Origin of the sequence: Streptococcus sp. HMSC067H01, from assembly GCF_001814775.1 — a bacterium.
GTDB lineage: Bacteria > Bacillota > Bacilli > Lactobacillales > Streptococcaceae > Streptococcus.
On sequence record NZ_KV817775.1, the window covers coordinates 1 to 13,065 of the forward strand.

Consider the following 13,065-nt stretch of genomic DNA (forward strand, 5'->3'; position numbering starts at 1 on the left):
TACGAGTCTGGATGCGGCCTGTGATTCCTACCAGATTCCCTTTTTTGCACCAATTTGCGAAATTTTCAACCTGCTAGCGCCACATGATGCAACTGATAAAATCAGCTTCACGATCACCTGCCTGATTCTTAAAATTGCGATTCACTGCCAAACTGAATGTCGCAACTGCAACATTTGATGGTGTGTATCGTAACTCAGGGTCACGAGTCAAGCGACCTACTAACACAACATTATTGATCATCTTTCTTTTCCTTCCCTGTCACACATTCAACAACTGAGTAACCGATAAAAAAGCACAGAAAAGTTATTCCAAATTCTTTAATAAATTCAATCATTTTCTTCCCCTCCTTCATTTTCTGAAACGGCATTTTGTGTAAAATTGTTGCCAATTTCATAGTATTTGTATTCCTCTGCTGTCACTTCAAATGTTTCTTCAACTTTCTTATTACCTGCATATCCTGAAACGATCAGAATGTATTTTCTTTTGGTTCTTGTTGGCACAAGTACCGAACTTTTTCCTGTCATAACGGGTATGAACGTTGTGTGAGGTTCATCAATGTACTTATCTACCACTGTCCCACTCGAAATCTGGTGACATGCCACGAGGAAGAATGCGAGTAAAACAACACATAGGATTTTAAAATATCTCACTCCTTATCCTCCAGACTAACAGTTATAGCTTGTTTAGCTTCTTCGGAGATAAAAATAAGTGTTTCTCCTTTTTTTAAGTTTTTTAAATCCTTCTTTGTGAATTTCACTTTATGGACTTCGTAGTTTTTACCATTTATTTCAATCATCTGGCAGAACCTCCTTAGATGAACAAACTAGCTAACCATATCAAAAATGCACATGTAATAATTTTTGATATACTGCTTTTTACAGCATATGAATAATCCTCTTCAGATATTTTTTTGCTAGACGACACAGGAAAAATGAAAGATAGTAGCATATCCATACCGAACGCTTGCCAGACTGTAATTTTACCAACTGGAATGATTGTTGTGATAATTTCATTCCATCCATACTGAACCACGAACGGTGATGCAACGATTACAAATACAAACCCTAAAATAATTCCTAGTCTTTTCATTTTATAAATCCTCCTCTTTCACAAACACCCCATCAATCATCTTACCTTTGCGGTCCTTGATGATTTCATAAGCTTCTTCTAAGCAACTTTCAGCTGTAGTGCCATTGCAAAATGAAACCGTACTAACAACACTATCAAGAAACATCAAGTCTGACTTGATCAGTGGAGTCTGTGTCTCATTATGACAAACATGAGAGTATAGTTTCTGAGCAATGTTACCAAGACTGGAAACCATCAATAACAATTCAAGTTCCTGTTGGTTAGCGGAGATCTGAGCTCCATTCTTGATTTGTTGTTCAAGTCCAATCATTACTACCTGGATATCACCAAGTGCATCATAGATCAGTTCAGATTTGTCCTTTGCAATTCCTTCGAATAATTCTCCTGACTCTTCCATAAGCTTCAAGAACTGCTTGACAGGATTCGCTTCATGTAGATTTCTATCAACAAACCACTGTTGAACCTTTTCTTCCAAATTCATTTTTGTATTCATCTTATTTTTCCTCTCTTTTCTTCGTAATCAAGTAGTAGCAATCAGCTGCTCCGTAATCAATCCTGATATTTTCATCACTCATGCTTTTCCGAAATCGTGGATTACTGATTGCTGAGTAACTAGCTTGATGTTTCTTTAATTCATTAATTGCGCTATGTATATGGCTAAAACTCCCAATGAGTATCTTGCGGTGACCGTTATAAATGAAGTAGAGCTCAATCATCTTTGCAAAACTCCTTGTAGATTTTTTCGAAAATTTCTGACACCAATTTTTCAGGTATATTAGATCTCTCGTTGTATGATTTTGAGAAGTTCTTCCACTCTATGTCCTGCTTGATAATTTTATTCTTAAGATTAAGTTCAATATTGCTTCCAAAAATCGTCCGTTTTTGTAAAGGATAATCATAATTATTGTATCTAGCTAGGTTTTTGTATGGAATTCTGAATCCAATAATATCCTCAATGTAGGGCCACAGTCTGTCAGCTGCTGGATTCTCAATAACCCAAAACTGTGGTCTATATCTTTTTATGATTTCTATTGTGTTGAAAGCTGTTAGCTCGCCATTGACCCTTTTTAAAAATTGCCTGTCGTACTGATAATTTATATAGGCTGACTCGTAATCCTGATTTGCCCTGATCGTGAACGGTGAAGGTCTTACTTGTGGAGCAAACAAGCTATCAGACACATCATTGCGTTTCCAACACGCATTCCCATTTTCCATTGCAGAAGCATTTGACCATGATTCACATGGCGGACTAGCTATTATAAGGTCAGGTTTTGGTAATTTGTCTAACACGTCAAAGAGTGTGTTATCTCCAAATAAACGTTTGTAATCAGCAAGGTCTAGATTTATGAAATGATTGTTCTTGTTTTCTATATCCATTCCGATTGAATAGATTTCAATATTCGTCCCCCCCGAACTATTCAGAGAGTTAGCGCCATTGAAGTAAGAACCATTTCCACTATCAAAAAGCGCCCAGACTACCATTTTTTTGATAATCAATACCTCCTATCCTTCATCCCAGACGGATACACAAAGCATCTGCCAGTTGCTCCCTCGAAGATACGACTTGATAAAGCACCATTCCCAAAATCATCCGAGTAAAGCTCTTTAATCTCTTCACTAGAAAGATTCGTGTTGATAATCGTATTCGTCCGATTATCCAGGATCTTGAACAATATCTGATGTGCCCATTCGTTTCGCTTTGTATCAGCTTTTCGACTCTCTTTCCCAAGGTCATCCAAGAAAAGGAAATCAACCTCAGACAATAGCTTGACCATCTTAGCTTCTGAATACCCATTGTCAAACTCAAAGCTTTCACGAATCTTATCAAATAAAGTCACGACTGACACAAAGAGCACGCTTTTAGGTTCATCATAAGACTTAAATTGCTCATTGAGAAACCGAGCTAATCCATAGGTCAGATGACTCTTACCAACACCAGAAGGTCCTGTGATGATGGCATTTCCAACCGTACCTTTGGCATACTCACGTTCCAATCGCTTCACAAAATTCATAGCCTTTTCATCAATATCAACCTGAATCTCATAGTCATGTAGTGACTTGCTGGCCAGTTTGCTTGAAACGATACTATCGCGAGCAAAGACCTCGTAAGTATCCGATAGCTTACTCTTTACCTCGGATTCCATATTCAACTGCTTTTCAAAGAGACGAATGTTCTCTTTCTCGCATTCAGGACATTGACTGATTTCCTCAACCTTGCCCTTGATAGGAATCTTAACAGACCAAAGATGGCATCCATGGATTTCACAGACATCATCAAGAACTGTTCTAGTTCTAAATTGTTTAAACTGTTTCATTTAAAATCCTAGCCTTTCGTCAACCGTACTGGTCAAGATTGTAGAACGTTTTGGCATAGGTTGATTCAGATAGTTGTCCATCTTGTTTCCGAAAAGCGTTTGTGGTTGAAGATACTGCTCATACTCTGTACCTTTCCACTTAACGACCATGATGTCCACAACCTTTTTAAAATCTTCAAGGACATAACCCTCTTTTAGCCTTGCCTTGATAAATTTTTGATGACTAGCAGTGTCAACTTTAAAATTTTTCTTAGCTTTCAAATTGAGATAAGAAATGACTTCTTTACAAATCAATAATTTATTATTGTTATTCTCAGTCTTAGTATTCTCAGTCTTGATTGTGTGCACTTTCTGCACTTCCTGAAATGCATTTTTTGCACTTCCAAGGTGCACTTTTTGCACTTCCTGAAATGCACTTTCTACACTTCCGTTAAGAGCATCAAGATAAATACGGTTTGGTAAATTCATCCCTTGTCTGACTTCCGTCATTAGACCAGCATCTTTCAACTCCTTTTTGATTTTGATAATCGTATTGTTGCTATTGCAATTTAAGTCAATCATCAACTGTTCGTTTGTGTAATACTGGAAAACATTCCCCTCTTTATCATGCCATCCATTTTTTAAAGATAGTTCTAACCTATCAAACAGAAGCATATAGAGCATTTTAGCGTTATTGCTCAATGTCTTATATTTCTCATCATAGATGAATGGCTTTGGAAATTTGAAAAACGATAAGAAACCAGTGACTTCACTTTTTTTAATCATTTCTACCCCTCCACACTTGAAAATTTTGTGTATTCTTTGTGAAAATACAACTTCACTGTCCCTAGACTACCATGCCGATTCTTTTCCAGGATCAGTTCTGTTACGTTATTTGCTTCCTGACTGTCAGCTTGCTCTTTCTGATAATAGGCATCACGATACAAGAAAGCTACAATGTCTGCATCTTGCTCAATCGAACCAGATTCTCGCAAATCTGATAGCATTGGGCGCTTGTCCTGTCTCTGCTCAACCAACCGACTCAACTGCGATAAGGCTATGACAGGAACCCTCAAATCCTTTGCTAGTATCTTCAATTCCCTTGAAATTTCAGAAACAATCTGCTGACGATTCTCCCTCTTTGAACCAGTAATCAACTGCAAGTAGTCAATGATGATAATGCCTAGACCGCCCATTTCTTGAGAAAGCTTTCGAGCCTTTGACCGTATTTCTGAAATCCGAATACCGGCAGTATCATCCACGAAAATAGGCGCATCATAGAGATTGCTTTGCGCATGTACAAGTCTTTTCCACTCATCTGTACTAAGATTACCAGTCTTCAAATGATAACCTGGAATCATCCCCTCAGATGCCACCATGCGCTCAATCAATTCCTCTGCTCCCATTTCAAGCGAGAAAATGACAGCAGGTTTTCTTTCCATCGTAGCCACATGCTTTGCAATGTTCAATGCTAGCGCCGTCTTACCCATAGCAGGACGAGCAGCAAGGATGATAAGATTCCCTTCATGAAGGCCTGTTGTAATCTTATCTAATCCGACAAAGCCAGTAGATAGACCAGTCACGAATCCATCTGTCTGCGAGCGAGTCTCGACTATCTGCATATGTGTATCAAGAATATCGGCCACATTACGAAATCCATTTCCAACATTTTGATTACTGATATCAAGAATTGATTTTTCAGTTTTTTCGATGATTTCATTGATAGAAATATCTCCCTGATATGCATTAGAAAGTGATTCCGACAGTTCAGCAATTACTTTCCGAAGCGTAGCCTTTTCTTTAACCAGTTTGGCATAATGCTCCACATTTTTTGAAGTTGGTGTTGAATTTACCAACTCTACAACATATGTCATGCCCCCAATATTTGAGATGTCACCCTGATTAGTAAGCGCAGAAATCATGGTAGTAGCATCGATTGGCTCACCTTTTTCAAGCAGAGACAACATGGTTTTAAATACAATCTTGTTGGCAGGCTTATAGAAATCATCTGGAGTCAATTCGTCTGCCAGCGAAATGATTGTGTCAGGTGCAATAAATACCGCTCCCAGGACAGATTGTTCAGCCGCTAGATCATGAGGTGGTATTCTAAAATCTTCACTCATGCGCTATTCCCCCAATATTTTTCTAAATCCACATTCATCACTGCAGCAAGATTCTTTTGCTCAGTTAGGATTTGACGACGATAAGGCGCAAGCCCAGCTTGTCGCTCCTCCTCACTTCGTGGCAAGTAATATCCGTTCGGTTTCATCTTCTTAGCTACGATAGGATGACCAAAATTGACACGTAAGCTCTCGATGACTTCTTCTAACTTACGTTTTGAAAGTCCAGTTTCGATACGAATTTCACTCGCTTGAATGGGCAGGTCGAAAGTCGCGCAATTCATGATCATGTTTAACACACGGATTTCCATCTCACTCATTTCACGACTAACACTCATGTCTTTGCCCTCCATTTTCTTGGATTCTGACGGAAATCCAAAGTCATTTCCTGATAAAGCAAACGCCCATTTTCTTCTAAGAGATTCGCATTTTGACTTCTTAGAAGATCATTGTTACCTGCTTCTTCCAGGTAGTCCTGAGCTAGCCTGTCATAGTCTTCGATACATGTCCGAAAAACTTGTGGCACGTCCTCAATCGTTGAAGAAAGTCCGACAGGAGGTTGAGAATCATAGGTGAATCCTCTATCACAGTTTTTCAAGTTTCTTCTTGCAACCTCTCTGAAATCTTCAGCTTCTTCAATGATGATCACTGTTTTTTGTTTAGTATCTTCTTCATTTTTAGCAGTCAGTAGCATCAGGATAAGGATCCCGATAAAAATCGTCACTAAGCCAAGCAATTGGCTTGATAAAGTTGGTTCTGTCATTTTGTTCTCCTTATGCTCTTAATTTTCGTACTTCTTTCTCTAATTCCAAAATTTCATAAACATCATTGATATCGTACATAGTCTCTTTCCCCTGCTTACGAAATCTTAAGCCTTTACGCTCTAGCATCTTAACATAGCCATGAGTAAAGCCAAACTTCTTCATCAAAGCCTGTTGATTGATTGGCATACGATCATTCTCTAACTGCTCCTTGACTTGCTTTTCAGCAAAGGCCAATAATTGATTCGTGAACAATTCAGCACTTTCGCCGTCCAATCGTAATTGTAGCGTTATACCTTCCATTTTTTACATCCTTTCAACTATGCGGGCAAGCATTTTTGTGATATAATGGTTTTAATTATTTAAGTATGCGCCTGATTTCCGTCAGGTGCTTTTTGCACATCTCGTTTTCGTTCACGAAATAAATTGGTTCTAAACTTAATTTTTCCATTAACCCCCCTTTCTAAAAAACACTAACTCCTTGATTTTTCCAATAGTTGATAAAATCATTTTGTGATTGCCCATTATATCCACAAGCAAGAAAGGCTAGTCCGTAATTGTCCGTACTATTCAATTTTTTTACTAATAAATCAAGGTTTGATTTAACAAATTTTTTCATCCCTTTTATATCTCCGCATGGGTAAAAAAGTTTTTGTCCGTTAATTTCTACTTGCCATACCCACCCAAGAGGCGTTTTGTTATAAATGTATTTGATTTCCATTTTCCTACTCCTCCCTACGCTTTACTAAAGGCGTTCAGTTCCATAATTTTCATCTTAGTGTTGGTGCTTGGCTCCCACGTCATCCAGTAAGCAAGAGCAGCTCCTGCAAACTTTTTCGGTAGCAAGTCATAGCGACTGATATTGAAATGATCTTTGAAATCAATCTCTGCTTGCCTGAAGACAGATTGAGCGAAGATTTTGTCAGCATAAGCTGGACTATCAATACCACCAAGACAGGCGACTACTCGAGCCTTTCTCTTCTTCAGTAGCGATTGAGCATAGCTTGGGTGAATCGGTTGCTCACTCTTGAGATAGTCAATATCTTCCAGCATGGTCGCCTGTTGCTCACGCAATTTCTTCTGTCCAGTGAATAAAGCAATGAAGGCATCCTCGTCCAAATCCTCACGGATGAATCCGCCCTGCTTGCGAATGGCTGGCAAGACCTCTGATGTCACCCAGCGTTTAAATTCTCTAGCTTGTGGAAGCTTACTTGAAAGAATGAGAGAGTAGAGACCAGATTCATTGATGATGATAGTGTTTTGTGTTCGACCTAAATTGTCGGTGAGTCCGTATTTCACGGAGTCATCTTCATCAACGTGCCGAGAAATTGCGTCCAGTGGTTTAGCATATCCTAGGATATCTGCAACATCCTTCCCAACAAACCAAGGCTCGTCATCAATTGTCAAAGTACGGACTTCCTGCCCGTGAAAATTAAAAATTTCGTTCATAATATTCCTTTCTAAATTGGTATAATGTAAATAAAACTCGCCAGAGCTATTTAAGTAAAGTATTTTTAAACGACTGTTTGACAGATACTATATGAGGCGCTTCACGGTTATTTATATAATCAACCTGAATAAGTGTCTCTGGCACTTCATCTTTCTTTGTTTCCCAAATTATCTTGATACCTTGAAGACCAATATCTTCTGCTTGAAAATCAATTCCGTTCAAAATAACTCGTGGAATACTAGAGTCACTGTTTATCTTAATTTCTAAATTTTGAATTGGTAGTAAATTTTTTGATAGGCCACTCATCATCCCTCTCTCCTTTCTTTCTGCTCAGCAATATAGGTCACGGTCCTCAATATATCGTTGAGGATCGTTCTTTATATCTCAATTTGAGATACTTTGTTTTAAAAAAATAATTCACTTTCTGTCTTGTGAAAATAATTGGATATAATCGATATTTCATAATCGTGGAATGGCGCTTTACCACTTTCTTTTTGTTCGTATTGTCTTCGGTCTTTCAAGCCGATTAAATCAGCCATAAAAACTGTTGTGAGTTCGTGCTTTTTTCGCTCTTTTCGCAGCTTAGTTTTAGGCTTTAATTCTTGTTTTCTCAATCTTTGTTTTTTTGTAAGTTTTTGCACGTTCCTACCTCCTTATTTTTCCATTTGTTCCTCGCAATTCTGCTATAATAAAGCTAGAAGGGAGGTGATCTAATGCCACAAATCACCAATGATAATGTCCAAATTTGGACACTCTATATCACAGTAATCATTGCAGTTGTCGGTTTTGTTTTTAATACCATTTCACTCTGGCAAACGAAGAAAGCTACAGAGGATATGGCAAAGCCTTATATTAATGTTTATGTAGATGCCTATGCAGTTAAAAATCAACAACGTACCTATGTTTTTAAAAACTTTGGCCAAACTCCAGCATATATAGATAATATTCAGATAGATGGAGAATTGGATTCATTGAATTCTGTACACCGCTTCGGCTCGCTCATCGGAAATATGATTGCACCAGGACAAAAATTTACATCATCGATACAACCAGATTATAAAGGACGAATCACACTGACAATTACCTACTCAGATAACAAGAAGCGCAAATATACAGATGAGTTTATACTTGATGCTACCCTGGCATCTGCAATGATCTACACAGTAAACGAGAGCAACAATAGCGACTCTCCTGCAACAGCTATCAGACAATCGACCATGGCTCTATTACGCGATCTACGATAGTCTCGTCTCCGAATGATTTTACAGTTCAAACATCACGTAAACATTCAATTTTTATCTCAACAGTTTCATCGTCAAGTGTATTGGCGATGATTTTATTTTTTGCATCGATAACTTCGTTCAGGTCTTTGCAAATTAGTGAATAAAATACTTTAACATTTGCATTCATTATCCCTCTCTCCTTTCTCTTTTTTTCGCTCCATGAGCAACAGCCTGCCAGGGAGTCGAACCCTGGTGCTACCGATCAGGCTACATTCATTTTGTCCTGCATTCCTGCGAATGCTGCATCAAATCGAATGTCATCGATTTCGTCTTGAGTGAAACCAGCATCAAGAAGGTAACGCTCTTGGCGTTCGATCTCTTCTGCCAACTCTGTCCATCCGAAAGCGAACTGACGGCAGTTGTTCCAGAATGATTCAAGCTGACCATAGAGGAAGCCTTCCTCGTATGTGTTTTGAAGTAAGGTTTCTGTAACCACTGCTTTGAAGATGTTGATGGCTTTCTCGTTTAATGTGTTCATGATGTTTCCCTCCGATTTGTTTTTTTTGTTATTTCCTTAAGCTTGGTTTAATTGTATCTCATATTGAGATATATGTCAATAACTTTTTATCACTTTTTGAGATTTTTTTATTTATTTTTTTATCACATTGGTATATAATAAAAAAGAAAGGAGTTAATTGATATGAATATACTAGGAAACTCAATTAAAGAGGTGAGAAAATCCAAAAAGTTAACTCAAAAAAAACTTGCCGAACTGACAGGTTTTAAACAAAATACAATTTCTAACCATGAGAACGGGAATAGACAATTAGATGAAAGAGATATAAGAATATATGCTCAGGCTTTGGGTGTATCGCCTCAATATTTGTTTGATTTATCGAAACCTTCATCGGTTGATAGCACTCCCCAAATCCAAACCATCTACGACGAACTAAAACCTCCAAGGCGAGCCAAAGTCTTGAACTACGCAGAGAGGCAACTGAAAGAGCAGAGAAACGAAGAAGAAACGAAGATAAACGAAGTATCGGAGGAAATTATTCAGCTCTACAGTTACGACTACTACGACCACCCAGCTTCTGCAGGTACAGGGCAGTATTTGAACGATGTACGAGTGGAACGGATTGAGTTGCCAGTAGATATCGATGCTGACTTTGTTATTCCGATTAAAGGGGACTCTATGGAGCCAGACTATCACGATGGCGACCTGGTATTCATTCAGACAAGCGTAGATTTGAATAACGGAGTTATCGGAGTATTCAATTATAACGGGGATGCTTATATCAAGCAGCTAGTTATTGATAAAGAACAGGCATACCTACATAGTTTAAACCCTATATACAAGGATATGCCAATCACACCAGAAACAGACTTCCGAATTATCGGCGAAGTCGTGGATTTGTACAGAGAGGGATAATATGAGTAGTGAAAGCAGACCAATGGAAGTGATTAAACACAACCTAGATTGTCAATGTCATAGACGAAGAGAGTGGATTAGAGTCAATGATAAGTGGCATTCTATCGAGTTTTCGGTAGACGATCCAAACGAACCTCCTATGACCGAAGCAGAAAAAGCCAACGTAGCCTTAATTATTCAACAACACTTATCAAAAAAATCCGAATAACAAAAGACTCTATAAAGACGCTCTGAAGAGACTTGACGTTCCTACAGAGTTTGATTACTTAAATACTACAATCTAAAAACCATGACAAGTGAGATCATGGTTCAAGAGGAATACTTAGCATTGTTGGAATGAAAGGAAACTTATATGTCTTACTCATATGTTGCTTTAGATGTTGAAACTGCGAATGATTTTCGGGGGAGTGTTTGTTCTATCGGTTTAGTAAAATTTAAAGATGGAAATATTGTTGATACTTTTTACACTTTAATCAATCCAGAAGAAGAATTTGATGATTTCAATGTTTTCATCCATGGCATTACTCCTGAAGATGTTCTTGATTCACCTACATTCCCAGAAGTAAGGAAGGCCATTGTTGATTTTATTGGTTCTGATATAGTTGTAGCCCACTTTGCACAGTTCGATATGGGAGCTCTTAAGGATGTATACCAAAAATACGAACTGGAGTTTGATAACATAGAATATATTTGTTCATATCGATTAGCCAAGGTTGCTCTCCCTGGACAATTGAATTACAAACTAAAAAGACTGGCTAAAAATTTGAAGATTGAGCTAGACCACCACAACGCTTTATCAGATGCGCGAGCAAGCGGATTGATTTTAGAATATCTACTATCTACTAATTCATTTTCCGACCTCAACGCTTTTTTAAAAGAATTTAGATACAATAAAACTGGCTTACTTGGTCAGTATGGATTTAAAAGGAAAAAAAGTTATCAATACAAGGAAAATCTTATCTATCAGCCAACAGAAGAAGAAAAAGCATTAATGAACCCAGACCATTACTTTTACGGTTTGTACTTTTGCTTTACTGGCAAACTCGAGCGAATGACTAGAAAAGAAGCTAACAAAGCTGCTGCGTTAGTTGGTGGCATTCCTGAAAAAGGAGTGACCAAAAATACTAATATCTTAGTTGTAGGGGAGCAAGATTGGAGAGTTGTCGGCACAGATGGATTAAGCAGTAAAATGAAAAAAGCACAAACCTTGTTAGAAAAAGGTCAAGATATTGAAATCATGACAGAAAATGATTTTATAAGATTGCTTGAGGAATAATTAACAAGAAATAAAAAACCCCCACACTCTCCGACGGCCATCTTTGAGTGTGAGGATTCAACTTTCCATCAAGCAAGCAATGGAAAAGATGATAAAAAAATACAGTTATAGTTTATCATAAATTCTACACCTTTTCAACTATGCGGGCAAGCAATCGAAAAGAAAGGACATTTTATGATAAAAAAATACATTACAAAAAAAGGAGAGACTAGATACCTCTTTCAAACCTACCTGGGCATAGACCCTGCAACTGGAAAAGAAAAACGCACAACAAGACGTGGTTTTAAAACTATAAAAGAGGCAAAGGCTGCCGAACGTGACCTTCTCTTAGATGTTGAAGAGAATGGTTTCTCAAACAATGAAGATTTCCAGAACCCTACTTTTGCTGAAGTCGCTGAGTTATGGCTTGATAGCTATAAAAGCACTGTAAAACCAACAACATATCAAAACGTTAAGAAAAAACTTAATGTTATGATTGACTCATATTTCACAGATATGAAGATTAAGCAGATCAGTGTCGCTTATTGTCAGAAGGTTGCTATAAAGTTAAGTAATCGCTATGTCCTCTATTCCAATTACTACTCTGTTATTAGCCGTATTTTCAAGTATGCCACTTCTCTTGACATCGTTAAATCAAACCCCTTAGACAAGATTATCAAGCCTAAAAATAAACCCTTAAAGGGCAAAGAAAACTACTATACAAAGCAGGAACTGACCGAATTCCTTAAAGTTTCCAAAGCAAATTTTAAGCCTGTAGACTACACTTTTTTCCACTTGCTCGCTTTTTCTGGATTGAGAACTGGAGAAGCTATCGGTCTCATGTGGTCAGATGTTGACTTTGAAAATAAACGGTTAAGCATTTCTCGCACGGCTGTCGTGATTGGCAAAAAACAAACTGTTCAGGATCCTAAAACCAAAAGGAGTAAGAGGGTTATCACCTTAGATGATGAAACTCTGAATGTTTTGAAACTCTGGAAACGACAGCAAATAAAAGAATATTTCCAGGCTGGTGTGCCTTACAAACATGATTTGAATTATATTTTTACGAATGACATAGGGGGATGGCTTTTAGCCGCAACTATGAAAGTGAAGCTTAGCAGATTCTTTTGTAAACACAAAGAACTTAAAAAAATTTCGCCTCACGGATTTAGGCACACACATGCTTCTCTTCTGTTTGAAGCGGGTGTTACAGCGAAAATCATTTCAGATAGACTCGGTCACAATAATGTTCAAATCACCCTTGATATGTATACCCACATCAATGATAATCAACGTGTTGAAGTCGTTGACCAGTTCATGGATTTCATCCGCTCCAGCTAAAAGTAAAGTCGTATTCAATATCGTATTCACTTTTTCTTAACACGCTAGAAGTCTACTGGTTTCAAAGGATTAGCAAGCTGTGTACTATTTATGGTATAA

At 37.8% G+C, this 13,065-nt stretch carries 21 protein-coding genes and 2 pseudogenes; 5 read left to right on the forward strand and 18 right to left on the reverse strand.

Annotated features, from left to right (window positions below; translation table 11 throughout):
* The 16 genes and pseudogenes from ssb to HMPREF2987_RS00895 all read right to left on the reverse strand — a co-directional run.
* Positions 1-241 (reverse strand): annotated as a pseudogene (ssb, locus tag HMPREF2987_RS00820) (single-stranded DNA-binding protein); the annotation flags it as partial.
* 86 nt (positions 242-327) lie between these two features.
* Positions 328-651 carry a 3-dehydroquinate synthase gene (locus HMPREF2987_RS10180; RefSeq protein ID WP_083312399.1) on the reverse strand — a complete coding sequence of 108 codons (324 nt, stop codon included), beginning with the start codon at positions 649-651 and terminating at the stop codon, positions 328-330.
* Positions 648-797, reverse strand: coding sequence for a hypothetical protein (locus HMPREF2987_RS10945; RefSeq protein WP_180364490.1), 150 nt, complete (start codon positions 795-797; stop codon positions 648-650). Before HMPREF2987_RS10945 ends, HMPREF2987_RS10180 begins: the two co-directional genes overlap by 4 nt.
* Before the next feature lie 14 nt (positions 798-811).
* Entirely contained in the window at positions 812-1,090 is a 279-nt protein-coding gene (locus HMPREF2987_RS00830; protein WP_075228939.1) for a hypothetical protein, read from the reverse strand.
* A gap of 1 nt (position 1,091) precedes the next feature.
* On the reverse strand, positions 1,092-1,583 hold the full coding sequence (locus HMPREF2987_RS00835; protein WP_075228940.1) for a MazG-like family protein: 492 nt from the start codon (positions 1,581-1,583) through the stop codon (positions 1,092-1,094).
* A 215-nt stretch (positions 1,584-1,798) separates the two neighbouring features.
* Complete coding sequence (locus tag HMPREF2987_RS00845; protein WP_075228956.1) at positions 1,799-2,572, reverse strand: DNA cytosine methyltransferase; 774 nt, start codon at positions 2,570-2,572, stop codon at positions 1,799-1,801.
* A gap of 11 nt (positions 2,573-2,583) precedes the next feature.
* On the reverse strand, positions 2,584-3,405 hold the full coding sequence (locus HMPREF2987_RS00850; RefSeq protein ID WP_075228942.1) for an ATP-binding protein: 822 nt from the start codon (positions 3,403-3,405) through the stop codon (positions 2,584-2,586).
* The gene (locus HMPREF2987_RS00855) at positions 3,406-4,170 is read right to left on the reverse strand and encodes a conserved phage C-terminal domain-containing protein (protein ID WP_075228943.1); all 765 of its coding nucleotides are present in this window, start codon (positions 4,168-4,170) and stop codon (positions 3,406-3,408) included. It lies immediately after the preceding gene.
* A gap of 2 nt (positions 4,171-4,172) precedes the next feature.
* Positions 4,173-5,507, reverse strand: coding sequence for a replicative DNA helicase (gene dnaB, locus HMPREF2987_RS00860; protein WP_075228944.1), 1,335 nt, complete (start codon positions 5,505-5,507; stop codon positions 4,173-4,175).
* Positions 5,504-5,842, reverse strand: coding sequence for a hypothetical protein (locus tag HMPREF2987_RS00865; RefSeq protein WP_075228945.1), 339 nt, complete (start codon positions 5,840-5,842; stop codon positions 5,504-5,506). The genes dnaB and HMPREF2987_RS00865 overlap by 4 nt, the downstream gene beginning before the upstream one ends.
* Positions 5,839-6,267, reverse strand: a complete 429-nt coding sequence (locus HMPREF2987_RS00870; protein WP_075228946.1) for a hypothetical protein — start codon at positions 6,265-6,267, stop codon at positions 5,839-5,841. The genes HMPREF2987_RS00865 and HMPREF2987_RS00870 overlap by 4 nt, the downstream gene beginning before the upstream one ends.
* A 10-nt stretch (positions 6,268-6,277) precedes the next feature.
* On the reverse strand, positions 6,278-6,568 hold the full coding sequence (locus tag HMPREF2987_RS00875; protein ID WP_075228947.1) for a hypothetical protein: 291 nt from the start codon (positions 6,566-6,568) through the stop codon (positions 6,278-6,280).
* A gap of 160 nt (positions 6,569-6,728) precedes the next feature.
* Entirely contained in the window at positions 6,729-6,986 is a 258-nt protein-coding gene (locus HMPREF2987_RS00880; protein ID WP_075228948.1) for a hypothetical protein, read from the reverse strand.
* Between the two features lie 14 nt (positions 6,987-7,000).
* Positions 7,001-7,714 carry an ORF6C domain-containing protein gene (locus HMPREF2987_RS00885; protein WP_075228949.1) on the reverse strand — a complete coding sequence of 238 codons (714 nt, stop codon included), beginning with the start codon at positions 7,712-7,714 and terminating at the stop codon, positions 7,001-7,003.
* Positions 7,715-7,760: 46 nt separating this feature from the next.
* A complete protein-coding gene (locus HMPREF2987_RS00890) occupies positions 7,761-8,024 on the reverse strand; it encodes a hypothetical protein (protein ID WP_257374819.1) in 264 nt (87 codons plus the stop codon).
* Positions 8,025-8,119: 95 nt separating this feature from the next.
* Positions 8,120-8,356, reverse strand: a complete 237-nt coding sequence (locus HMPREF2987_RS00895) for a hypothetical protein (RefSeq protein ID WP_049549205.1) — start codon at positions 8,354-8,356, stop codon at positions 8,120-8,122.
* Between the two features lie 72 nt (positions 8,357-8,428).
* On the opposite strand from HMPREF2987_RS00895, the gene HMPREF2987_RS00900 reads away from it, so the two are divergent.
* Entirely contained in the window at positions 8,429-8,959 is a 531-nt protein-coding gene (locus tag HMPREF2987_RS00900) for a hypothetical protein (protein WP_075228950.1), read from the forward strand.
* Between the two features lie 25 nt (positions 8,960-8,984).
* Here HMPREF2987_RS00900 and HMPREF2987_RS10950 read toward each other — a convergent pair whose 3' ends face one another.
* Together HMPREF2987_RS10950 and HMPREF2987_RS00905 are read right to left on the reverse strand one after the other, a co-directional pair.
* Positions 8,985-9,125 carry a hypothetical protein gene (locus tag HMPREF2987_RS10950; RefSeq protein ID WP_180364491.1) on the reverse strand — a complete coding sequence of 47 codons (141 nt, stop codon included), beginning with the start codon at positions 9,123-9,125 and terminating at the stop codon, positions 8,985-8,987.
* Between the two features lie 75 nt (positions 9,126-9,200).
* The gene (locus tag HMPREF2987_RS00905) at positions 9,201-9,476 is read right to left on the reverse strand and encodes a hypothetical protein (protein WP_075228951.1); all 276 of its coding nucleotides are present in this window, start codon (positions 9,474-9,476) and stop codon (positions 9,201-9,203) included.
* A gap of 162 nt (positions 9,477-9,638) precedes the next feature.
* Between HMPREF2987_RS00905 and HMPREF2987_RS00910 the strand changes: the two genes are divergently transcribed.
* From HMPREF2987_RS00910 to HMPREF2987_RS00925, 4 genes and pseudogenes are all read left to right on the forward strand, one after another.
* Complete coding sequence (locus tag HMPREF2987_RS00910) at positions 9,639-10,370, forward strand: XRE family transcriptional regulator (RefSeq protein WP_075228952.1); 732 nt, start codon at positions 9,639-9,641, stop codon at positions 10,368-10,370.
* A gap of 215 nt (positions 10,371-10,585) precedes the next feature.
* Positions 10,586-10,710: pseudogene (locus tag HMPREF2987_RS11175) on the forward strand (ImmA/IrrE family metallo-endopeptidase); the annotation flags it as partial.
* Between the two features lie 12 nt (positions 10,711-10,722).
* Complete coding sequence (locus HMPREF2987_RS00920) at positions 10,723-11,646, forward strand: exonuclease domain-containing protein (protein ID WP_075228954.1); 924 nt, start codon at positions 10,723-10,725, stop codon at positions 11,644-11,646.
* 174 nt (positions 11,647-11,820) lie between these two features.
* Positions 11,821-12,966, forward strand: coding sequence for a site-specific integrase (locus HMPREF2987_RS00925; protein WP_075228955.1), 1,146 nt, complete (start codon positions 11,821-11,823; stop codon positions 12,964-12,966).
* Positions 12,967-13,065: the final 99 nt, after the last annotated feature.

Bases quoted from the DNA above. Each gene is read 5' to 3' on its own strand.
- HMPREF2987_RS10945 (WP_180364490.1), bottom strand. From the start codon at position 797: ATGATTGAAATAAATGGTAAAAACTACGAAGTCCATAAAGTGAAATTC.
- HMPREF2987_RS00830 (WP_075228939.1), bottom strand. From the start codon at position 1,090: ATGAAAAGACTAGGAATTATTTTAGGGTTTGTATTTGTAATCGTTGCA.
- HMPREF2987_RS00835 (WP_075228940.1), bottom strand. From the start codon at position 1,583: ATGAATACAAAAATGAATTTGGAAGAAAAGGTTCAACAGTGGTTTGTT.
- HMPREF2987_RS00845 (WP_075228956.1), bottom strand. From the start codon at position 2,572: ATGGTAGTCTGGGCGCTTTTTGATAGTGGAAATGGTTCTTACTTCAAT.
- HMPREF2987_RS00850 (WP_075228942.1), bottom strand. From the start codon at position 3,405: ATGAAACAGTTTAAACAATTTAGAACTAGAACAGTTCTTGATGATGTC.
- HMPREF2987_RS00855 (WP_075228943.1), bottom strand. From the start codon at position 4,170: ATGATTAAAAAAAGTGAAGTCACTGGTTTCTTATCGTTTTTCAAATTT.
- dnaB (WP_075228944.1), bottom strand. From the start codon at position 5,507: ATGAGTGAAGATTTTAGAATACCACCTCATGATCTAGCGGCTGAACAA.
- HMPREF2987_RS00865 (WP_075228945.1), bottom strand. From the start codon at position 5,842: ATGAGTGTTAGTCGTGAAATGAGTGAGATGGAAATCCGTGTGTTAAAC.
- HMPREF2987_RS00870 (WP_075228946.1), bottom strand. From the start codon at position 6,267: ATGACAGAACCAACTTTATCAAGCCAATTGCTTGGCTTAGTGACGATT.
- HMPREF2987_RS00875 (WP_075228947.1), bottom strand. From the start codon at position 6,568: ATGGAAGGTATAACGCTACAATTACGATTGGACGGCGAAAGTGCTGAA.
- HMPREF2987_RS00880 (WP_075228948.1), bottom strand. From the start codon at position 6,986: ATGGAAATCAAATACATTTATAACAAAACGCCTCTTGGGTGGGTATGG.
- HMPREF2987_RS00885 (WP_075228949.1), bottom strand. From the start codon at position 7,714: ATGAACGAAATTTTTAATTTTCACGGGCAGGAAGTCCGTACTTTGACA.
- HMPREF2987_RS00890 (WP_257374819.1), bottom strand. From the start codon at position 8,024: ATGATGAGTGGCCTATCAAAAAATTTACTACCAATTCAAAATTTAGAA.
- HMPREF2987_RS00900 (WP_075228950.1), top strand. From the start codon at position 8,429: ATGCCACAAATCACCAATGATAATGTCCAAATTTGGACACTCTATATC.
- HMPREF2987_RS10950 (WP_180364491.1), bottom strand. From the start codon at position 9,125: ATGAATGCAAATGTTAAAGTATTTTATTCACTAATTTGCAAAGACCTG.
- HMPREF2987_RS00905 (WP_075228951.1), bottom strand. From the start codon at position 9,476: ATGAACACATTAAACGAGAAAGCCATCAACATCTTCAAAGCAGTGGTT.
- HMPREF2987_RS00910 (WP_075228952.1), top strand. From the start codon at position 9,639: ATGAATATACTAGGAAACTCAATTAAAGAGGTGAGAAAATCCAAAAAG.
- HMPREF2987_RS00920 (WP_075228954.1), top strand. From the start codon at position 10,723: ATGTCTTACTCATATGTTGCTTTAGATGTTGAAACTGCGAATGATTTT.
- HMPREF2987_RS00925 (WP_075228955.1), top strand. From the start codon at position 11,821: ATGATAAAAAAATACATTACAAAAAAAGGAGAGACTAGATACCTCTTT.